Below are 21,417 nucleotides of genomic sequence, written 5' to 3'. Positions count from 1 at the left end.
CTATGCGGTATCCGGCGCGGGCTCATAGGTGAGCAGCTGCCGGTCGAAGGTCTCGAGCAGCGCTTCGAGATCCGGGCCAAGCATCATGCCGCGCGGGCGGATGATCGCCAGCCGGAAACGATGGGCGCCTTCGAAGGGCCGCACCAGCCCGCCCTGATCCGCATGCACCCGTGCAGTGAACGGATCGACCAGCGATACGCCCAACCCGCGCAGAACAAGCGCTGAGACGATGGTCGACAGATGCGAACGCACCACCACTTCGGGGCTTTCGGTCATCTGTGCAAAGGCCCGGTTCATCATGCTGCCGGTGGCGGTATTGTCCGAGTAGGCGACCACCCTGTGCCCGAGGAAATCGTCGAAGCAGAGGCGGTCCCGCGCCGCCAGCGGATGACTGCGCGGCAGGATGCAGAGATAGGGCAGCTCGACGGTGCGGATCAGGTCGACATCGTGCTCGTGCCGCGTGGGCGAGGTGAAGCCGAGCTGGCTCTGCCGGGTGGCGACGCGGCGGATCACGTTGTTGGTCTGCATGGATTCCAGCGAAATGCGGAAATCCGGGCGCGACTCCAGCAGCTCCACCAGCGTGTCGGGCAGCACTGAATGCGCCAGCGCGGGCATGGCGGCGATAGAGACCGTGCTTTGCTTGCCGAGTCTGATGTCGCGTGCGGTCTTTTCGATGGCGCCGAGCCCGACAAAGGCGCGTTCGACCTCGACGGCGAGCTGCCGCGCCTCGGGGGTGGGCACGATCTTGCCGCCGAAGCGGGTGAAGAGCCGCAGCCCGGTGCGGGTCTCGAGATCGCGGATCAGCCGGCTCACCGCCGGCTGCGACACGTTCATGATTTCCGCGGCACCCGAGACGCTGCCGCATTCGAGCACGGTGTGAAACGCCTCAAGGGCGCGCTGCGACAGCATTTCTATAACATTCCCGCATATAGGTCGGTATTATTGTTATTTGATTTATGGGCTCATTTGCAAGGAAACTGGCTGGGAACAGCGAATTTCCTTTCCCAGCCAAGAGCCTGCCGCCGCCCATGTATACCCGTTCAGAACCGGTCACGACGCCGGTGCATTTCACCTTCGAGGGCAGGCCGATGCAGGCGCAGGCGGGCGAGACGGTCGCCGCGGCGCTGCTGGCGGGCAATGTCGGCGCCTTTCGCGACACGCCTGTTAGCGGAACGGCACGGGCGCCCTATTGCATGATGGGGACCTGTTTCGAATGCCTGGTGACCATTGACGGACGGCCCAACCGGCAGGCCTGCATGACCGAGATCCGCGAGGGCATGGCGGTGACGCGCCAGAAGGGCGCCGCATGAGCCGGAAGGATCTGTGCATCGTCGGTGCCGGCCCCGCGGGCATGGCGGCGGCTGTGGCGGCGCGGCAGAACGGGCTGAGCGTGACGGTGCTGGACGAGGCGCCGCGCCCGGGCGGGCAGATCTATCGCGACATCACCCGTGCGCCGCAGCAACGGCAGGCGCTGCTGGGACCCGACTATCGCGCGGGGGCCGGGTTGGCGCAGGCCTTTGCGCAAAGCGGCAGCGTGCATCTGGCGGGCGCCTCGGTCTGGCATATCGAGGAGGACGGCGCCGGTTTTGTGCTGTCCTATTCCACGGATGAGGGCTCGCGCGTGGTCGAGGCCAATGCGCTGATCGTGGCCACCGGCGCGCTGGAACGGCCCATGCCGCTGCCCGGCTGGACATTGCCCGGGGTGACCACCACCGGCGCCTTGCAGATCCTGATGAAAAGCGCCGGCGTATTGGCGGAGTCTCCGGTGCTTGTGGGCTGCGGGCCGCTGCAACTGCTGCTGGCGGCGCAGCTCGTGGCGGCGGGCCGTCCGCCCCGCGCCATTGTCGAGACAGTGCCGGCGGAGAACATGCGCCGCGCGCTGAAACACCTGCCGCGCGCCTTGCGCGGGGCGGGCTATCTGGTGAAGGGAGCGGGGCTGCTGGCAAGGCTGCGCCGCGCCGGGGTGCCGATCTACCGTGACGCGCGCGACATCGTGCTGGAGGGCGAGGATCGGCTGGAGGCGGTAAGCTTTCGCTCCCGTGGGCGCGCCCACCGGATCGAGACGGGCAGCGCCGGGCTGCATCACGGGGTGGTGCCCAATCCGCAGGTCACCCGGCTGATGCGCTGCGAGCATCGCTGGCACGACAGCCAGCGCGCCTTTGTTCCGGTTTGCGACGCTTATGGCGAAAGCTCGGTGCCCGGGCTTTTTGTGGCGGGCGACGGTGCGGGCATCCGGGGCGCGCGCTCGGCGGCGCTGGCTGGGCGGCTGGCGGCGCTGCGGGTGGCGGAAAGGGCAGGGCAGGCGGCCTCGCCCGAGATCGCAAAGCTGCGCCGCGCGCTGGCGCGGGACGCGGCGGTGCGGCCGTTCCTGGAGACGCTCTATGCGCCCTGCGCGCAGGCGCTCTCGCCGGCGGAGGACACGCTGGTCTGCCGCTGCGAAGAGGTCACCGCCGGGCAGGTCCGCGCCGCCGCAAAGGCCCACGCACCCGGGCCGAACCAGGTGAAATCCTTCCTGCGCACCGGCATGGGCCCCTGTCAGGGCCGTGTCTGCGGGCTCGCGGTGACGGCGCTTCTGGCCGAGAGCAGCGGGCGCAGCCCGGACGAGACCGGCTATTTCCGCATCCGCCCGCCGCTCAAGCCGTTGTCGTTGAGCGAGCTGGCCGAATTCGTGCCCGACGAGGAATGACCCCGCCCCGCGCATCTGATCTGCTCGTGATCGGCGGCGGGCTGCATGGCTGCGCCGCAGCGCTCTTTGCCGCTCAGGCGGGGCTGCGGGTGACGCTCTTGGAAAAGGACAGCGTGGCGCGGCACGCCTCGGGGGTGAATGCCGGCGGCGTGCGGCGGCTCTGGCGCGATCTGGAAGAGGTGCCGCTGGCCGAGCGGTCCATGCAGATGTGGCACCGGATCTCCGACATCGTCGGCGAGGAGTGCGGCTTTCACCCGGTGCCGCAGGTCAAGGTCGCCGAGAGCGAGGACGACCTGGCGTTTCTCGCCGCCCGTGCCGAACGCATGCGCGCAGAGGGCTTCACCCATGAGACGATCATCGACCGCAAAGAGCTGCGGGTCCTGCTGCCGGCGGTTGCGGAGCATTGCACCGGGGCGCTCGTGTCGGAGGACGGCTTTGCCCAGCCCTTCCAGACCACGCGCGCTTTTGCCCGCCGCGCGCGGGCGCAGGGCGTGGCGATCCACGAGGGGCAGCAGGTGCGGCGTCTCAGCCACGAGGCCGGGTTGTGGCGTGCCGAGACGCCGGAGGCGGTGTGGACCGCCGGCCGGGTGCTGAACTGCGCCGGCGCCTGGGCCGGCGGCATCGCCGCGCAGATCGGCGATGTCGCGCCGGTGGAGCCCATCGCGCCGCTGATGATGGTGACCCAGCGCATGCGCCCCTTCTGTTCGGCGGTGGTGGGCGTGGCGCGGCGCCAGCTGTCCTTCAAGCAGATGCCGAACGGCACGGTGGTGATCGGCGGCGCCCGGCTGGGCCGCGTCGATCCGGCGCGCAACCGCACCGATATCGACTTTCGCGAGCTGGCGCAGACCGCCCGCACCGCGCGTGAGATCTTTCCGCTCATGGCGGGTGCCGCGATCCAGCGTTGCTGGTCCGGCATCGAGGGGCGTATGCCCGACCGCCTGCCGGTGATCGGCCGTTCGGCACGGCACGAGAGTGCCTTTCACGCCTTCGGCTTCTCGGCCCATGGCTTTCAGCTCGGCCCCGCGACGGGCGCGCTGATGGCCGATCTTATCGCGACCGGGCGGCTGGCGCCCGAGATCGCACCGTTTTCCATCACCCGCTTCGCGGCCTCCGCCGAAGCACAATCCCAGACTAGGAGAACCTCATGATCACCCGTCACATTCCGGGCAAGATCCACCACCGCGTCGTCGAGCATGGCGACACGCTCTATATCGGCGGGCTGGTTGCCAGCGACAAGAGCAAGGACATGAAGGGCCAGGCCGAGGAGATCTTCGGCAAGCTCGACGAGCTTCTGGCGCTGGCCGGCAGCTCCAAGGAAAAGCTGCTCTCGGTGACGATCTATTCCGCCGCCTTCGATCAGAAGGACGGGTTCAACGCCGCCTGGACCGAATGGCTGGATCCGGCGCATTTCCCGGTGCGCGCCTATATCGGCGGTGCCGAGCTCTCCCCGGGCACGCTGGTCGAGATCACCACGGTGGCGGCGAAGTAAGCCGCGCCTTCCCCTATCTCCCCGACTGGCCCTCCGCTGCGGCGGGGGGCTTTTTTGCGTCTGGGCCGGGCGGGTGACCCAACGCCCCGGACTTGATCCGGGGCCTCCACGCCAGTCACGCATGAAAACGCCCGCCGCATGCGCGCGGCGGGCGTAACACCTTGCGAAGAAAGGCCGCTCAGACCTGCGCCAGCGCCGCGTCGAGCTTGGCCCTACCATAAAGCGCCTCGGCCCGCTCCCGGCTCATGCGCCCGTCGCGCAGGTCGCCCGCCAGCGCCGCCGGGTCGCGCTCTGCCGCATCGCCGTAGCCGCCGCCGCCCGGGGTTTCCAGCCGGACGTTCTCGCCCGCCTCCAGCGTCAGATTGGCGATCATCGGGCTCAGTTCCTCGGCATGATCGCTGCCTGCGTTCTTCACCAGATGCGCCGGGCGCCCCGCCGTGCCGCCGCGTGCGCCGGGGGCGCCCTCGCGGTGGCCGTCGGAGCGGGCGGTGAAGATCACCCCGCCATGGGGCGCCGAGATCTGCCGGGCGATGCCCATGCCGCCGCGATAGCGCCCGGCGCCGGAGCTGTCCTCGACCAGTGCGTATTCGTCGACGATCAGATCGTATTCGATCTCCAGCGGTTCGATGGGCAGGTTGGAGGAATTGGTGACATGCACATGCACCCCGTCCATGCCGTTCCCCAGCGCCCGTGCGCCGGCGCCGCCGCCGATGGATTCGAGATAGACATAACCCTCGTCACGGCCCCGGCGCTTGCCGGCAAAGACCATCACCGGCACGATATCCTGCCCGGCGGCCTGGCCGCGATCCTCGGGCAGAAGCTGCGAGAAGGCGCCGATGAGCGCGCGCACCACCTTGTTGCAGGTGATCGAGCGGGCGCCGGTGGCGGCGGGCTGGCGCGGGTTCAGCAGGCTGCCCTCGGGGGCGGAGATCTCCACCCCGTCGAACATGCCGGAATTGGGCAGGAGATACGGGTCGAGCAGCGTCTTGACCACGTAATAGACCGAGGCGTTGAGCGCCGAGGCCACCACGTTGAGCCCGCCACGCGCCTGCGGGCCGGTGCCCTCGAAATCGACGATCAGCCGGTCGCCCCTGACCGTGACATTGGCCTGGATCGGCACCTCGACCGGGCCGAGCCCGTCGCTCTCGATCTTGGAATGAAAGCTCGCGGTGCCGTCCTGCATCTCGGCGATGCGGTTGCGCAGGCGCTGCGCGGTATAGGCAAAGAGATCTTCGACCAGCGCATCGACCTTGTCGGCGCCCAGCGTATCGGCGAGCTCGCGCATCAGCCGCGCGCCGCGCTCGTTTGCCGCCGCCTGGACCTTGATGTCGAGCCAGCGTTCTTCGGAGGAGCGCGAGTTGAGCGAGATCATCCGCAGCAGATCCTCATCCAGCACACCGGCGCGGAAGAGCTTCATCACCGGCAGCCGCAGCCCCTCTTCGAAGATCGAGGTGGCGCCGCCATGGATCGAGCCCGGCACGGTGCCGCCGACATCCGAATGGTGGCCGATATTGGCGGTGAAATAGCGCAGCCGCCCGTCGGCAAAGACCGGGGTGACAACCGAGATATCCGGCGTATGCGTGCCGCCCGCCACATAGGGATCGTTGCAGATGAAGACATCGCCCTCGACCATGCGCTCGATCGGATAGGCCTTCAGCACCGCGCCGACCGAGCCCATGAGCGAGCCCAGATGCAGCGGGATGTGGCTGGCCTGCGCGATCAGCCGCCCGTCGGCGGAGAACAGCGCCACCGAGCAATCCTTACGTTCCTTGATGTTCGACGAGAACGAGGCGCGGATCATCGAAGTGCCGATCTCGTCGGCCACCGCCAGCAGACGGTTGGTAAAGACCTCCATGGCGATGGGGTCGGAGAGGGCGGGTTTGCGTGTGTCGTTCATGGCTCAGACCTCGATAATCATGGTGCCCGACGCATCCACGCGCAGCCGCTGTCCCGGCTCGACAATGGTGGTCGAGGACATTTCCTGGACGATGGCGGGGCCTTCGACATAGGGCCCGACGGGCAGGCGGGCGCGCTCGTAGAGGCTGGTCTCGTACCAGCCGCCGTCGAAATAGACCTGCCGCGAGCCGATCACCGGATCGCCCTCCTGTGCGCTGTACTCGGTCTCCGCCGGGGCCGCCGAGGCGCCCTTGACCGAGAGCCGCAGGTTGACGATCTCGACCGCGCGCTCCTCGATGTCATAGCCGTATTCCTGCCGGTGGGCGGCGCGGAACCCGTCGAGGAAGGTGACGTAGCCGGCCTCGGGGCCGTCGAGCGCCACCTGCACCTCGTGGTTCTGCCCGTCATAGCGCGCATCCACCACATAGAGCATGGCGCGGCGGTCTTCCGGCACGCCCTCGTTCTCCAGCCAGGCGTTGCCCTGCTCCAGCATCTCGTGGAAGGCGGCGCCGATCTCCGGCCAGCGGTCGGGCGAGGCGGTGGAAACACCGGTGCGGACGAAATCGAACCCCACATCCGAGAGCAGGATGCCGCGGGCGCACATGGTGCCGGGCTGGGCGGGCACGATCACCGTCTTCATGCCGGTCTCGACCGCCACGGCGGCGGCGTGCAGCGGCCCCGCGCCGCCATAGGCGAAGAGCGCGAAATCTTGAAGCCGGTGGCCCTTTTCGGTGGAGACCGCGCGGATCGCCCGGCCCATATTGGCCACGGCGATGCGCAGGATGCCAAGCGCGGCCTCTTCGACGCTCAGCCCCAGCGGTTTGGCGATCTTGCTCTCGATGGCGGCGCGGGCGGCCTCGGTATCCACCTGCATGCGGCCCGAGAGCAGCGTGTCCGAGGCGAGCCGGCCCAGCACCAGATTGGCGTCGGTGGTGGTGGGCTCGGTGCCGCCCTGGCCATAGGCGACGGGGCCGGGATAGGCGCCCGCCGAGCGCGGCCCGACCTTCAGCGCACCGGCATCGTCCAGCGCCGCGATGGAGCCGCCGCCGGCGCCGATCACGTTGATATCCAGCATCGGGCAGCGCACCGGGTAATCCGCCACCAGCCGCGAGGTGGTGAAGGCCGGGCGGCCCTCTTCGACCAGCGACACATCGGTGGAGGTGCCGCCGACATCATAGGTGACGATGTTGGGATAGCCCGAGACGCCGGCGACCTTGGCCGCGCCCACCACGCCCGCCGCCGGACCCGAAAGGCAGGTGCGCACGGGGAAGCTGCGCACCGCGTCCACCGACATCAGCCCGCCATTGGAATGGATCGTGCGCGGCGCGCTTTCGATGCCGATATCGGCCAGCCGTTGCAGGAAGCGTTCGAGATAGCGGTCCATGCGCGGCCCGACATAGGCGTTGATCACCGTGGTCGAGAAACGTTCGAACTCGCGGAACTCCGGCAGCACCTCGGACGAGATCGAGACATAGGCGTTTGGCAGCACCTCGCGCACGATCTCGGCGGCGCGGCGTTCGTGGCGCCCGTCGCGATAGGCATGCAGGAAGCAGATCGCCACCGCCTCGGCGCCGGCGTCGCGCAGGGTTTCGGCGGCCTTGCGCACCTCATCCTCGTTCAGCGGCTCCAGCACGTCGCCATCGGCGTTCAGCCGCTCGGTGACCTCCAGCGCCATGTAGCGCTCGACCAGCGGCTCGGGTTTGGTAATGGCATAATCGTAGAGATGTGGGCGGGTCTGGCGCCCGATCTCCAGCACGTCGCGCGCGCCTTTCGTGGTGATCAGCCCGGTCGGCACGCCGCGCCGCTCGATCACCATATTGGTGGCCACCGTGGTGCCGTGGCCGACGAATTCGAAGGCCTCGGGCGCGACGCCCAGCTCTTCGACATAGTGGCGCAGGCCGGTCTCGATCGCCTCGGACGGATCGTGCGGCGTGGAGGAGGTCTTGAAGTGGATGGCTTTGCCGGTTCCGGTCTCGAGGGCCGTGAAATCGGTGAAGGTGCCGCCCACATCGAAGCCGATACGGTACATTGTGTCAGGTCCTTTGCAGTCAGTCTTATTGCGCCGTCGGCATCAGCAGATCGGGCAGGAACAGCGTGATCTGCGGCACGAAGGCCACCAGAAGCGCCACGGCGATCATCGCCAGGTAGAAGGGGGCCAGCGAGCGGGTCAGCTCGCCCATCCGGATGTCGGCCACGGTCATCACGGTGTAGAGCACGAGCCCCACCGGCGGGGTGATGGTGCCGATCATCATGGTCACCACCACGGTCACCCCCAGATGCACCGTGTCGATGTCAAAGCTCGACGCGATGGCCAGCAGCGTCGGTACCAAGAGCACCAGCGCCGCCAGCACCTCCATGAACATGCCGACGATCAGCAGGATCACGATGATCAGCGCGATCGCCGCCGCCTTGGAGACGAAGAGATCCTGCATCAGCCCGACCATCTCCAGCGGCAGCCGCTGGATCGAGATGATCCAGCCGAAGACCGCGGAGACCGCGATGATGAAGAGCGTCGCCGCCGAGGTCCGCACGGTGCCGAGCAGCGCCTCGGCGATCTGCCGGCGGTCGAACCCCATGGAGATCGTGCCGATCACCAGGATATAGAGCACCACCACGACCGAGGCTTCGGTGGGGGTGAAGACGCCGGCGAGGATGCCGCCGAGCAGGATCACCGGCGCCATCAGCGCGGGCAGGGCACGCCAGAAGGCGGTGACCACCTCGGCAAAGCTGGCGCGCGGCAGGCGCGGCGCGGTCTCGCGCCCGGTGACGACGAGCAGGTAGATGATCACCATCAGGGCAAAGCCGCTCAGCAGCCCCGGCAGCGCGCCGCCGAGAAACAGCCGCCCGACGGATTCCTCGGCGAGGAAGCCATAGACCACCAGCGTGATCGAGGGCGGGATGATCGGCCCCATGGTGGCCGATGCGGCGGTGACGGCGGCGGAGAAGCGCTTGGAATAGCCGGCCTGCTCCATGGCGCGGATCTCGACCGAACCGAGCCCGCCGGCATCGGCGACGGCAGAGCCGGACATGCCGGCAAACAGGATCGAGGCCACCACGTTGACATGGCCCAGCCCGCCGGTGATGTGGCGCACCAGCACCCCGGCAAAGGCAAAGATGCGTTCGGTCACGCCCATGCCGTTCATCAGGTTGCCGGCCAGCAGGAACATCGGGATCGCCAGCAGCGAAAAGCTCTCGATGCCGCCCGAGGCGCGCAGGGTGAGCTGGATCTCCGGCAGCCCAGCCAGCAGGATATAGACCGCCGAGGTCACCAGCATTGTATAGGCGACCGGCAGGCCGAGGATCAGCAGCCCGAAGAAGAGCGCGAGAAAGATCGCGGTGGTCATGTGTCGGCCTCCGCCGGTGCGCCGCGCAGCTCGGTCCAGACCGCCTCCAGCGCGAAGAGAATGGTCATGCCCGCGCCGATGCCGAAGGGCAGCAGGATCAGCATGAATTTCGAGGTCAGCGGCCCCTTGGGCACGGTGCCGAATTCCAGCCGCGACATCAGCGGGTAGAGCTGGCGCACCTGGGTGATGATATAGGCCAGCACCGCCACCACCAGCAGGTGCAGCACGATGCGCAGCCAGCGCCGCAGCGCCGGGCGGGTGAGATTGTCGAGCAGGTCGAGCCCGATATGGCCGCCCTCGCGATAGACCAGGGCAGCGCCCAGAAAGGTCATCCAGATCAGCGAGATTTCCGCGATGTCGTCGGTCATGTGAACCGGCGCGTTGAACACGTAGCGCGAGACGATCTGGACGCTGAGCGCGCCGATGATCGCCACCGCAAGCGCCGCGCAGAACCAGAGCGTCAGGCGGTGCAGGCCGGAAAGCAGGGTTGTCATGGCAAGGGTCCGGGTTGGGGTTGCGCGGGCCGGAAACCGGCCCGCGGCGCCTGTCCGCGCGGCGGCGGGATTACTTCATCGCCTGGATCTGATCCCACCAGCCTTCGGGCAGCAGCCCCTCTTCCTCGAAGGTGGGAACCGAAGCCGCGACCTTGGCGGAGAAGGCCGCGCGGGTCTCGGCGGACATCTCGCAGAAGGTCACGCCCTCGACCTCCATCGTGGCGCGGTTGGGCGCGGTCTGCTCCTCGACCAGCGAGACAAAGTAATCACCCGCGTCCTCTGCGGCCTGGGTGACGATGGCCTTGTCCTCGTCGGAAAGCTGCTGGAAGGCGCTTTCGGCGACATAGACCGAGTTCTGCGGATACATCATCTGCGCGTCGGTCACATAGGGCAGCACCTCGTAGAATTTCGAGGAGAAGACCTGCTCGCCGGCGCTTTCGGCCATGTCGGCGACGCCCTGGCTCAGCGCCATATAGGTCTCGCCATAGGAGATGGTGACCGGCACGGTGCCGATGGATTCCCAGCCGGCGACGAACATCGGCAGGTTGGGCGAGCGGGCGCGCTTGCCGGCGATGTCCTCGGGGCTCTCGACGCAGGATTCCTTGGTCAGGAAGACGCGGGGCAGGCGGAACCAGTTGGTGGCGAGGATACGGACGTTGAACTCGTCGCGCAGCCGCTGCTGGAGCCCGGCGGCAAGATCGCTTTCCATGAAGGCAAGGAAGTGGTCCTGATCCTCGAAGACGAAGGGAATGTCGACCACGCCGAATTCCTTGACCAGGTTCGAGGCGTTGGAGCCGGAGGAGATATAGCCCTCCTGAGCGCCCACCGACATGGCCTCGATCTGCGCCGGGCCGGAGCCGAGCTGCGAGCCTTCGTAGAAGTCGATCTGCACGCGGCCCTCGGTGCGCTCGGTCACCAGTTCGGCAAAACGCTTGGAGGCCTGGGTGACCGGCGCGCCGGGCGGGTTGATGCCGCCGAAGGTCCATTTGACATCGGCGCTGGCGGGCGCGGCAAGAAGGCCGGCGGCAAGCAGGGAGGCGAGGGAAAGACGGGTATATGTCATGGTGTTGTCCTGTTGGTTTTTTCAGTTTGGTTGTTGAAAGCGTTGCGCCGTAAAGCTGGCGAATTCCGGGGGCCTCTGCCCGTTCATGATCCACTGCGCGAGCGGCCCCCGGTGGGCCGGTGCGAGGGTCACGCCGGAATGGGTCGTGGCCACGAAGATCCCGGGATGTGTCGGGGATTCGTCATAGACCGGGTGGCCGTCCGGGGTGAGCACGCGCAGCGCGGCCCAGCTGCGCACGATCCGCAGCCCGCCGATGGCCGGGAACAGCCGCACCGCGCGGCTGGCGAGCTGGCGCATGCCGGCGCCGGTCGAGCGGTCTTCGGCGGTCTCTTCCTTGGTGTCGCCGATCAGGATCGTGCCCTCGGCGGTCTGTCGCAGGCCGGAGGTCACCGCCGGCAGCACAGGGGCGCTGCGCTCGGTCACCAGGATCTGGCCCTTCTGCGGCCGCACGATCTCGGGAAAGCCGAAGGGCCGGGCGAGATCGTTGGTCGCCAGCCCCGCCGCGATCAGCACCTTTCCGGCGCGGGCGCAGAGCCCTTCGGCCTCGACGCGATACCCCGCGTCCTCGGGGATGATGGCCGTCACGGCGATATTCGACATCAGCGTCGCGCCCGCCTGCTGCGCCGCGAGGCTGAGCCCGCGATAGAGCGCCAGCGAATGACAGGCGCCGTCCAGCGAGGAAACCGAGGCGCCGCTGACCTCCGGGCCGATGCCCGGCATGATCGCGGCCAGCTCGTCGCGGCCGATCATGCGCACATCGTCGCCCGGCAGATTGTGCGCCATGACACGACGTATCATGGCGGCGCGGGTGTCGAATTCCGCCGCGCCGAGGCAGAGATGCAGCCCCAGCCCGGTCTCGTAATGGGTATCGACGCCGGCGAGGTCGCGCAGCTCGTCCTGAAGGTCGGGCCAGGCGCGGACGGCGCTGCGGGTCCAACTGGCGTAGTCGCGGCTGTCTGCGCCCTTGCTCTGCGCCCAGACCAGCCCGAAATTGCCGCGGCTCGCGCGGAAGCTGGTGTCGGAGGCGTCGAGGATGAGCACCCGTGCGCCGTCCCGCGCCATGCCGAGCGCCGTGGCCGTGCCGACGAGTCCGCCGCCGACCACCACGATATCCCAAGTGCCCAGATCCGTCACCTTGCTCTCACCGTCGCAGGAAAATGTCGCGAGGATTAAGCGGCTCGGGCTGCCATAACGCAAATATCAATGCGTTCAGTTGATATACGGATATGTTATGCTGATCGGCGCCCTGTCCCTTTGCGAAAGGACTGCGGCGGGTATGGAGGGTGAGGCCTAAGACTTGCGGTCCGGCAGCGGCACATGCGGATGGTGGCGGCGGGCGTAGTCCTCGGTGATATAGCCGTCTTCGAGATCCGCCAGCACCGCCTCCGGCGCTCTGTCTCCCGGGGCGCCATAACCGCCGCCGCCGCCGGTGCGCAGCCGCAGGAGATCACCTTTCGGCATGGGGATGCGCGTCGCCTTGGGCCGGTTTTCAACGGCGCCGCCGGCGCGTTCTATCCGAACCGCATTGGCCCGCCCGCCGCTGCCGCCTGCCAGACCCCAGGGGCCGTTTTCGGTGCGCTCGACCGAGGTCGTCACATAGGTGTCCTCCAGCATCCGAAAGGCGAAATCCACGCCCATGCCGCCGCGCCACTGGCCTGGTCCGCCGCTGTCGGGCACCAGTTCCATGCACTCGACGAGCCACGGATTGCGGCTTTCCCAGACCTCCACCGGCGAGAACCGTGTCGCGCTTTCCGCGATATGAAGCATCGTGCCGCCGTCATGGCCCTTCCAGGCGCCCTGTCCCACCGGATGCGGCGCGCCATCGGCCCAGGGCTCGCCGGTCTTTTCGCGCGTGCCCCAATGGACCAGCGAGCAGATGCAGCCACCGGACATGGCGGGCACGATCTCGGGCGCGGCATGGCTGAGCGCCTGATAGACCGCTTCGATGGCCTGCACGGCGGGCCAGCCATAGAGAAAGCACGGCGCGGGCGGCAGGGGGTGGAACATGGTGCCGGGCCGGGTCACCACCTCGATGGCGCGGAAATGGCCTTCGTTCGGTGCCTCGCCCATGCCCGCCAGCATCGAGATCGCCACGCGGCTGGTGGAGATGGTCGACGGCACCGGGCAGTTGATTGGCCCAGCCTGCTGCGGCGGCGCGGCAGAATAATCCAGCCGCACGCTGTCGCCCTCGACGATCACCGTGATGTCGAAGGGGATCTGCCCCGGTTCCACCCCATTGTCGTCCATCACGCCGGAGCCGGAATAGGTGCCGTCGGGGATCGCCTCGAAATAGGTGCGCACGACACGCTCGCCATGGTCGAACATCTCCTCCACGGCGCGACCGAACTCCGCCAGCCCGTGGCGCGCGACGACTTCGAGAAGCGCGCGCACGCCGGTGCGCACGCCGACGATCTCGGCATTCAGGTCGCCAGCGATCATCTTGGGCACCCGGGAATTGGCCAGGATGATCCGGTAGATCGGCTCGACCATCCTGCCCGCCTCGACGATCTTTACACCGGGATAGATCGTGCCCTCCTGAAAGACGTCGATCGTGTCGGTGCAGTAGGGATCCTTGCCCGCGATATCGAGCCAGTGGCCCTTGATCGCGGCATAGCCCACCAGCTTGCCCTCGTGAAAGGCCGGCATCACCACGGCCAGATCCTGCGGATGTGAGCCGGTGCCATAGGGCCAGTTGTAAATGATGATATCGCCGTCATTGAGGTTTTCCTCCCCGCCGATGCCTTTGACCGCCTCGATGACGCAGAAGTTCAGTGTGCCCATGAACATCGGCAGGCTGGGCGCCTGGGCGAGCAGCCGCACGTCGCGATCGTAGAGCGCTACGGCAAAGTCGAGCACCTCATAGATCACCGGGCTGAATGCGGTGCGCACCAGCGCCCGTTTCATCTGGTTCGCGGCCGAGTTCAGCGCATGGCGCACGACTTCGGTGGTGATCGGATCGACCGGGTCGGAGGGCGCGGTGCGCGACTGGCCGGCCTTGTGCAGGATGGTCTCCATGGCTCAGATCTCCTTGCGCTCCAGGATCAGCTCGCCCTGCCCGCCGGGGCGGATCGTCCAGCCGGCATCGACATAGAGGGTCGAGGTGGTTTCGGTCACGATGCAGGGGCCCGTTGTCGCTCCCGCGATGCTGCCGCGCGGGAGGATGGCAAAGGCCGTGCGGCGGTTCAGGGCAAAGGAATGTGTCTCGATCGTCGTGGTCTCCGCCGGGGCGGGCTGCGGCGCCGGCACCCGGATCTCGCGAGGGGCGAGAGCCTCGGTATAGGTGGCGCGAACGGCCACTGTTTCGATCTGCTCGTCCAGCGTGCCGCCGAAGGTCTTTTGATATTCCGCGGCAAAGGCGGCGCGGATGTCATCGGTGTCGTCGGCGATGGTCGCGCCGTCGAGCGGCAGATCGACCGACAGCGAATGCTCCTGCCCCTTGTAGCGCAGGTCGAGCCGGGCCGCGGCCGTGGCCTTGCCGGGCCGTGCGCCACGCGCTTCGAGTTCGGCCAGCAGCGCGTCGAGCAGCGCCTGAGCGCGGCTCAGCCCGGCGGTGTCGAGATCGGCGACCATGGTGCGGCTCGCCGACTGCACCCGGTCGGCGCCCAGCAGGCCCCAGGCCGAGAAATTGCCGGCGAAGGGCGGCAGCACGATGCGGCTCATACCGAGATCCTCCGCGAGCAGGCAGGCCATCAGCGGCCCGGCCCCGCCGAAGGGCAGCAGCGTCATGCCGCGCGGATCGAGCCCCTGTTCCACGGTCAACTCGCGCATCGCCCCGCCCATTGCGGCGGCGGCGATGCGAAGCACGCCTGTGGCCACGGTTTCGACCTCCTGGCCCAGGGTCTCGGCGACGCGCGCGAGCGCGGCCTCCGAGGCGCCGATATCCAGCGTGATCCCCGAGGCGAGCTCGCCCGGGCCGAGCATGCCCAGATAGGCCGCCGCATCGGTGAGGGCGGGCTGTGTGCCGCCCTTGCCGTAACAGGCCGGGCCGGGCACCGCGCCGGCCGATTGCGGGCCGACACGCATCAGCCCGCCGCGATCCACCTGCGCGAGCGACCCGCCGCCCGCGCCGATGGAGCGCACATCCACCCAGGCGGTCTGCACCGGCATGCCGTCGATCATCCCCTCGTAGAGAACTTGCGGCTCCCCGCCGAGAATCAGCGCGGTGTCGAAGCTTGTGCCGCCCACATCGGCGGTGATCAGCGCGTCGATCCCCAGGCTGCGGGCGAATTCCGAGGCGCCATGCGCCCCGCCCACCGGGCCGGACATGATGGTCTCGAAGGGGCGGTCCTCGGCCTCGGCAAAGCTCATCGAGCCGCTGCCCGACCGGGTGATGAGCGCGGTGCCGGTAAAGCCCAGATCGCGCAGGCGGCGTTCGAGCCGGCGCAGATAGTTCGACATCCGCCCGCGGACAAAGGCGTCGATCACGGTGGTCGATGTGCGCTCGTATTCGCGGTATTCGCCCGAGATCCGGTGCGAGAGCGATATGCCGCCCGCGAACCCCTCGTCGCGGATGAGCCGTTCGACCAGCAGCTCGTGCTCGGGATTGGCCCAGGCGTTGATCAGCGCCACGGCGATGGCATCGACCCCGAACCGCATCAGCGCCCGGATCGCGGTGCGGGCGGCATCCTCGTCGACCGCGACGTACACGGAGCCGTCCGCCATGATCCGCCCCGGCACTTCCAGCCTGCGGCGGCGGGGGACCAGCGCGGGGGGCTGCCGCCAGAAGAGGTTATACATCTCCGCCCGGTCGCCGCGCCGGATCTCCAGCACATCGCGAAAGCCCTGCGTGGCGAGCAGGCCGACCTCGGCGCCGCGCCGTTCCAGCAGTGCGTTCAGCCCGACCGTGGTGCCGTGCAGGAAATAGGCGGCATCGACGATCACACCGGGGGGAACATGCGCCTCGACCGCGTGAATCACGCCTTCCTCCGGCGCGTGCGGGACGGTGGGCACCTTGCCCTCGACTGTTTCGCCGGTGGTCTCGTCGTAATAGATCAGATCCGTGAAGGTGCCGCCGATATCGACGCCGATGCGCGTTGCCACCTCTGTTCCTTTCCTGCTGCTCTCAGCCCGGCGCGCGCCCGGTTTCCCGGATCGCGTCGCGCATCGCTTCTTCATCGGCGCTGGCCACCGGCACCGCGCCGATGAGCTGTCGGGTGAAGGCCGCCTTCGGCGTGCTGAAGATCTCGTCGGCGCTGCCGGTCTCCACCCGCTTGCCCTCGGCAAAGACGCTGATGCGATCGGCCAGGGCCCTGACCACCGCGAGGTCATGGGTGATGAAGACATAGGTCAGCCCGCGGTCGCGACGCAGCCGGTCGAGCAGCTTTAGAACCCTTGCCTGCACCAGCACGTCTAGCGCCGAGGTCGGCTCGTCGAGCACGATCAGGTCCGGCTCGGCGGCGAGCGCCCGGGCAATGGCCACGCGCTGGCGCTGACCTCCCGACAGCGAGGCCGGCGTGCGCCGCGCCATCTCGGGTTCCAGCCCGACCTCGACCAGCAGCTCCTCGACCTTGCGGGCGCGGTCGCGGCGTTCGCCCAAACCGTGCACATCCATCGGCAGCCGCACCGATTTGCCGATCCGCCGCCGTCCGTTGAGAGAAGATAGCGGGTTCTGCTGCACGAGCTGGATGCGCCGCTTCATCGCGCGGGGGCGGTACTGGTGCAGCGGCTTGCCGTCGAACTGCATCTCGCCGAAGCTGGAGTGGTGGATGCCGAGGATGATATTGGCCAGCGTCGATTTGCCCGATCCGCTTTCGCCCACCACCGCATGGCATTCGCCGCGCCGCACGTCGAAATCCACATCGTCCAGCGCCTTCACCTCGTGATCGCCGGTCTTGAAGATCTTGCTCAGCCGCGTGGTGCGAAGAAGAACATCGCTCATGCGGGCACCTCACCGGGTTCGCCGCAGCCCTCATGCACGACCAGCGGCTCGCGGAAGGCGTCGGAATGCTCGGGAAGATCGGGCAGCCCGCCGCCGATCAGCTTTGGCGCCGCCGACAGCAGCGCCTGCGTGTAGGGGTGGCGCGGATCGGCGAAGAGCTGGGCGGTACGGCCATGCTCGACGATGCGGCCCCGGTAGATCACATAGACCCGGTCGGCAAACTCTCGCACAACCGAGAGGTTGTGCGAGATGAACAGCACCGCCGTGCCCTTCTGGGTCACCAGATCGTCCATCAGCCGCAGGGTCTGGGCCTGCACCGTCACGTCGAGCGCGGTGCCCGGCTCGTCGGCGAGCAGCAGCTCGGGCTCGTTGACCAGCGCCATGGCGATCATCACCCGCTGGTTCATGCCACCCGAAAGCTGGAACGGGTAGCTGTCGAGCGCGCGTGCCGGGTCGGGGATATGCACTTCGGCCAGCGCCTTCAGCGCGCGCTCGCGGGCGGCGGCTTCCGAGACCCTGCGCCCGCCGGAGCGCAGCACTTCGGCAAAGATCTCGCCGATGCGAAAGACCGGGTTCAGCGCCGAGGTCGGATCCTGAAAGATCATCGTCATCCGGTGCCCGCGCTCGGGCGCCATGGCCTCGGGTCGTGCGATGAGGTCGTGGCCGACCACCTCGATGGCGCCGGTGGTCAGTGTGCCGCGCTCTTGTTGCAGCCGCCCGAGCGCGAGCTGCGCCGTCACCGATTTGCCCGAGCCGCTTTCGCCTACCAGCGCGACCTTTTCGCCGGCAGCGACATGCAGCGAGACGCCGTGCAGCACCTGCGCGGTCTGCCGTCCCTTGCGGAAGCCGAGAGTGAGATCCTTGATCCTGAGAACGCAAGACATGCTCACACCTCCGCGTCGAAGGCTTCGCGCAGCCCGTCGCCCAGCAGGTTGAAGCCAAGCACGAGGATCATGATCGCGAGCGCCGGAAAGATCGACAGCCACCAGGCGTCGGGCATGTATTTCGCCCCGTCCGCCACCATGGAACCGAGGTCGGGCGTCGGCGGCTGCACGCCGAGGCCGAGGAAGGAGAGCGAGGAGACCATGAGCACGACAAAGCCGATATCGAGCGTCAGCTTGGTCAGCACGGCGGGGGCGCAATTGGGCAGGATCTCGCGGAACATCAGATGCAGCGGCGAGGCGCCGATCACCTCGGCGGCCAGCACATAGCCCTCGCGCGCCTCGGCGCGGACGACGTTGTAGACGAGCCGCGTATACCAGGGCCACCACATGACCGTCACCGCAAGCATGGCGTTGGTCAGCGTGGCGGGCAGGAACCCCATGATCGCCATGGCCAGTACCAACGGCGGGATCGCGAGGAAGATGTCGGTGAGCCGCATCAGCACAAACTCCACCCAGCCGCCGAGATAGCCGGCGAACAGGCCGAGGATCACCCCCACCGGCATCGAGATCGACAGCACCAGCACCGCCATCAGCAGCGACAGGCGGAAACCGTAAACGATGCGGGTCAGAAGATCGCGCCCGATTGTGTCGGTGCCGAACCAGTGCGCCGCCGAGGGCGCCTGGTTGATCGCGGTGAAATCGCCGATTGGGCCGACATGGGCGGGGTAGGGGGTGATGACATCGGCAAAGAGCGCGAGCGCAATGCAGAACACCACAAGCACGAGCCCCAGGATCGAGATCGGGTTGGAGCGGAATTCGGTCCAGGCCACCGAGGAGGATTTGCCACTCATGCTTTCGCCTTTCTCTCCGCCAGGCGGATGCGCGGATTGATGATCGAGACGATCAGATCGACAATCAGGTTGGTTATCAGGAACATCGCCGCGATGACGAGTACGACGCCGACGATGGCGTCGAGATCCTTGCGCAGGATCACCTCGACCCCGTAGCGGCTGAGCCCCGGCCAGACAAAGACCCGCTCGACGAGGAAGGCATTGGCGAGCATCGCGGCGAAATCGAGCCCGAGGATGGTCAGCGTCGGGATCAGCGAAGGCCAGAAGGCAAAACGGCGCGAGATCCGGGTCTCGCGAAAGCCATAGGCCCGCGCCATGCCGATGAAAGGCTGCCGGTAGGTCTCGATCATCGAGGACCGTGTGAGCCGCGCGGTCTGGCCGATGCCCGAGAGCGCCAGCGCCGTGGCCGGCAGGATGAGGTGATAGAGCGCGTCGAAAAACGTGCCGATCTGACCGGCCAGCAATGCGTCGAGCGTATAGAACCCGGTGATCGCGGCGGGCGCGTCGACGCCGTTCGACAGCCGCCCCTCGAGCGGGAAGATCGGCCAGATATAGGCAAAGCTCAGTTGCAGGATCACGCCCCAGACAAAGGCCGGCGTACAGACCGCGATGACCGAAAGCAGCCGTGCCAGATGGTCGGGCCAGCGCCGCTGGAACCGCGCGGCGAGCCGGCCCAGCGGCAGGCCCAGCAGGATCATCATGGCGCCGGCATAGAGCACCAGCTCCAGCGTCGCGGGGAAATAGGTGGCGATATCCTGGGTGACCGGGCGCTTGGTATAAAGCGAGGTGCCGAGATCGCCGTTCAGCATGTCGCGCAGGAACCAGCCATATTGCACGACGATGGGGTCGTTGAGATGCCGCGCCTCACGCAGCGCATCGACCTGTGCCTGCGAGGCATTGGGGCCGAGCGCGATGCGGGCGGGATCGCCGGGCACGATGCGGGCGATGAAGAAGATCAGGATCGACACGCCGATCAGCACAAGGACGGAGATGGCGAGCCGCTGGAGGAGAAGACGCAGAACCGGGGACATTGGATCAGCCCTCCCCTTGGTCGCAGGTATCCGGCGCCGCGCGCCCCTCCGGGCAAGCCTGTCGCGGCATGACGGTTACGCGTGCCTCTTCGGCATCGCCGCCGGCCGGGGTCTCCCACAGAATGCGCATGGAACTCTCCTGATGGTCGGATGGCTCCGGGAGCATCCCCCCGGAGCCCGGAGGGTCAGTCGGTGACCCGGATGTCCTTGAACAACATCGAGAAGGCAGAGATCGGATAGAGCTTTCCCTCTTCTTCGAGATTGGGAACCTCGATGCCGTTGCGGATGCCGTAGACGCCGGTGAACTCGTAGGCATAGATCGCCGGGGCCAGATCGCGCAGGCGGGCGTTCAGATTGCGGTAGATCTCTGCCCGCGCTTCGGGGTCGGTCTCGGTGCGACCGGCTTCGAGATACCCATCGACCTCGTCATCGGCGAGATAGGAGGCCGACATCCAGGTATGCGGGACAGTCGAACTGTACATGTTGTACATCAGCGAATCCGTGTCCGGCGTGCGGATCGACACGGCGATCTCGATGGCGTGCGGCGCGGTTTCCGGTTCGGTCACCTGCTGGGTGATCAGCGCCCAGGGCGTCCGCGTCACCTTCACGTCCATGCCGAGCTGGGTGAAGGTCGCCTGCATCAGCAGCGCCAGCCGCTCGCGCGCGGGCACCTCGGCAATCCAGGCGAGATCGAGCGGATATTCGTCCGGCGCATATTGGCAGAGCTCGAGCTCCTCCCGGGCCTTGTCCATGTCCTGCGTGGGCATCGGCCGGTCGAGATCGGCACCGTAGAGTCCCGAGGGCAGGGCGCCGTTCATCGCGATGCCCTGTGCCATGTCATCGGTCACCGCCAGCAGCTGCAAGGTGGTGGCGTAGTCGTAGGCATAGGTCAGCGCCAGCCGGCAATGCACGTCGTCGAGCGGTGGGCGGCGGGTGTTGAGCATGATGTACTCGCCCGTGCCGCCCGGTTCGGCGGCCAGATGCACGGTACCGTCCGCCTCCATCGCCTTGAGAACCTCCGGCGGCAGCCAGAGCGACGAGATGTCATGCTCGCCGCGCGACATCAGCGCGCGCACGGTCGAGGCTTCGAGCGAGTAGCGATAGGTCACCTCGTCGGGGGCCAGCGGATCCATCGCCTGGCCGGTGTAGTTCGGATTCGGCACCATCACGGTTTCGATCTGCGGGTCGTGCTCGCTGGTCATATAGGCGCCGGAGCCGGCGGAGGCCGAGGAGAGCCAGGCCGAGGCGTAATCGCCGAATTCTCCGAAATCCCCCTCGGCCTGATGTTCCATGGCCAGTTTGCTGTCGACCACCGACAGCTGCACCAGCGACGCGAGGAAAGGTGCGAAGGGTGCGGTGAGGGTGATGGCAACGGTGCTGTCATCGACGGCTTCGATACTTTCGACCCGGCCCTCGAAAAGCGACGAGGGGCCCTGGCCGAGCGCCATCAGGCGGTCATAGGAATAGACCACGTCGGCGGCGGTCACCGGGTTGCCGCCGGCGAATGTTGCGCCGTCGCGCAGGGTGAAGGTGTAGGTGAGCCCGTCGATTGTCCAATCGCTGGCGAGCCAGGGCTGCACGCCGGGGCCGCCCTGTTTGGGATAGACCAGCGCTTCGTAGAGATTCACGCCCAGCACGGTATCGGCGTAATCCGATCCCTTGGCGGGGTCGATTTCGCCGACGGCGGCTTCGTCCAGCCGCAGGGGCCGTTCCTGTGCGGCAAGGGGGGCCGCGAGGAACATCGCGGCAGAGCAGGCAAGGAGGCCGAGCCTCGTCATCATTGTCATCTGTTTCCGTCCTC

18 protein-coding genes are annotated in these 21,417 nt (G+C 67.6%); 4 read left to right on the top strand and 14 right to left on the bottom strand.

The genetic code is table 11. The features are described 5' to 3' along the window. A complete protein-coding gene (locus I6N89_RS08015) occupies nucleotides 1-909 on the bottom strand; it encodes a LysR substrate-binding domain-containing protein (RefSeq protein WP_207017731.1) in 909 nt (302 codons plus the stop codon). Nucleotides 910-1,028: 119 nt separating this feature from the next. On the opposite strand from I6N89_RS08015, the gene I6N89_RS08010 reads away from it, so the two are divergent. From I6N89_RS08010 to I6N89_RS07995, 4 genes are read left to right on the top strand one after another with little or no spacing between them, the layout of a single operon-like run. Beyond that, nucleotides 1,029-1,310 (top strand): (2Fe-2S)-binding protein, encoded by a 282-nt coding sequence (locus tag I6N89_RS08010; protein ID WP_207017730.1) that lies wholly within the window; start codon nucleotides 1,029-1,031, stop codon nucleotides 1,308-1,310. Further along, nucleotides 1,307-2,686 (top strand): NAD(P)/FAD-dependent oxidoreductase, encoded by a 1,380-nt coding sequence (locus I6N89_RS08005; protein ID WP_207017729.1) that lies wholly within the window; start codon nucleotides 1,307-1,309, stop codon nucleotides 2,684-2,686. Before I6N89_RS08010 ends, I6N89_RS08005 begins: the two co-directional genes overlap by 4 nt. Beyond that, nucleotides 2,683-3,834, top strand: a complete 1,152-nt coding sequence (locus tag I6N89_RS08000; protein WP_207017728.1) for an NAD(P)/FAD-dependent oxidoreductase — start codon at nucleotides 2,683-2,685, stop codon at nucleotides 3,832-3,834. Before I6N89_RS08005 ends, I6N89_RS08000 begins: the two co-directional genes overlap by 4 nt. Then, nucleotides 3,831-4,175: a RidA family protein gene (locus I6N89_RS07995; protein ID WP_076694370.1), complete on the top strand. Its 345-nt coding sequence runs from the start codon at nucleotides 3,831-3,833 to the stop codon at nucleotides 4,173-4,175. Before I6N89_RS08000 ends, I6N89_RS07995 begins: the two co-directional genes overlap by 4 nt. A gap of 178 nt (nucleotides 4,176-4,353) precedes the next feature. Here I6N89_RS07995 and I6N89_RS07990 read toward each other — a convergent pair whose 3' ends face one another. From I6N89_RS07990 to I6N89_RS07930, 13 genes are all read right to left on the bottom strand, one after another. Continuing rightward, on the bottom strand, nucleotides 4,354-6,072 hold the full coding sequence (locus I6N89_RS07990) for a hydantoinase B/oxoprolinase family protein (RefSeq protein ID WP_207017727.1): 1,719 nt from the start codon (nucleotides 6,070-6,072) through the stop codon (nucleotides 4,354-4,356). A 3-nt stretch (nucleotides 6,073-6,075) separates the two neighbouring features. After that, nucleotides 6,076-8,100 (bottom strand): hydantoinase/oxoprolinase family protein, encoded by a 2,025-nt coding sequence (locus I6N89_RS07985; protein WP_207017726.1) that lies wholly within the window; start codon nucleotides 8,098-8,100, stop codon nucleotides 6,076-6,078. A gap of 25 nt (nucleotides 8,101-8,125) precedes the next feature. Next, nucleotides 8,126-9,415, bottom strand: coding sequence for a TRAP transporter large permease (locus I6N89_RS07980; protein ID WP_207017725.1), 1,290 nt, complete (start codon nucleotides 9,413-9,415; stop codon nucleotides 8,126-8,128). Further along, nucleotides 9,412-9,909: a TRAP transporter small permease gene (locus I6N89_RS07975; protein ID WP_207017724.1), complete on the bottom strand. Its 498-nt coding sequence runs from the start codon at nucleotides 9,907-9,909 to the stop codon at nucleotides 9,412-9,414. The genes I6N89_RS07980 and I6N89_RS07975 overlap by 4 nt, the downstream gene beginning before the upstream one ends. A gap of 70 nt (nucleotides 9,910-9,979) precedes the next feature. Beyond that, a complete protein-coding gene (locus I6N89_RS07970; RefSeq protein WP_207017723.1) occupies nucleotides 9,980-10,972 on the bottom strand; it encodes a TRAP transporter substrate-binding protein in 993 nt (330 codons plus the stop codon). A gap of 21 nt (nucleotides 10,973-10,993) precedes the next feature. After that, on the bottom strand, nucleotides 10,994-12,106 hold the full coding sequence (locus I6N89_RS07965) for an FAD-dependent oxidoreductase (RefSeq protein ID WP_328805858.1): 1,113 nt from the start codon (nucleotides 12,104-12,106) through the stop codon (nucleotides 10,994-10,996). Between the two features lie 156 nt (nucleotides 12,107-12,262). Then, on the bottom strand, nucleotides 12,263-13,987 hold the full coding sequence (locus I6N89_RS07960) for a hydantoinase B/oxoprolinase family protein (RefSeq protein WP_207017721.1): 1,725 nt from the start codon (nucleotides 13,985-13,987) through the stop codon (nucleotides 12,263-12,265). 3 nt (nucleotides 13,988-13,990) lie between these two features. Beyond that, a complete protein-coding gene (locus I6N89_RS07955; protein ID WP_207017720.1) occupies nucleotides 13,991-16,012 on the bottom strand; it encodes a hydantoinase/oxoprolinase family protein in 2,022 nt (673 codons plus the stop codon). A gap of 22 nt (nucleotides 16,013-16,034) precedes the next feature. Continuing rightward, nucleotides 16,035-16,850, bottom strand: a complete 816-nt coding sequence (locus I6N89_RS07950; RefSeq protein ID WP_207017719.1) for an ABC transporter ATP-binding protein — start codon at nucleotides 16,848-16,850, stop codon at nucleotides 16,035-16,037. Continuing rightward, nucleotides 16,847-17,734, bottom strand: coding sequence for an ABC transporter ATP-binding protein (locus I6N89_RS07945; RefSeq protein ID WP_207017718.1), 888 nt, complete (start codon nucleotides 17,732-17,734; stop codon nucleotides 16,847-16,849). Before I6N89_RS07945 ends, I6N89_RS07950 begins: the two co-directional genes overlap by 4 nt. A gap of 2 nt (nucleotides 17,735-17,736) precedes the next feature. Then, nucleotides 17,737-18,585 (bottom strand): ABC transporter permease, encoded by an 849-nt coding sequence (locus I6N89_RS07940; protein WP_207017717.1) that lies wholly within the window; start codon nucleotides 18,583-18,585, stop codon nucleotides 17,737-17,739. Beyond that, nucleotides 18,582-19,616, bottom strand: coding sequence for an ABC transporter permease (locus I6N89_RS07935; RefSeq protein ID WP_207017716.1), 1,035 nt, complete (start codon nucleotides 19,614-19,616; stop codon nucleotides 18,582-18,584). The genes I6N89_RS07940 and I6N89_RS07935 overlap by 4 nt, the downstream gene beginning before the upstream one ends. A 185-nt stretch (nucleotides 19,617-19,801) precedes the next feature. After that, nucleotides 19,802-21,403, bottom strand: a complete 1,602-nt coding sequence (locus I6N89_RS07930; protein WP_207017715.1) for an ABC transporter substrate-binding protein — start codon at nucleotides 21,401-21,403, stop codon at nucleotides 19,802-19,804. Nucleotides 21,404-21,417 lie beyond the last annotated feature (14 nt).

The organism is Salipiger abyssi (assembly GCF_017311415.1).
In the GTDB taxonomy this organism is placed as follows: Bacteria; Pseudomonadota; Alphaproteobacteria; order Rhodobacterales; family Rhodobacteraceae; genus Salipiger; species Salipiger abyssi_A.
Note: the sequence above shows the minus strand (reverse complement) of the source record. Positions and strands in the feature narration are given on the sequence as shown.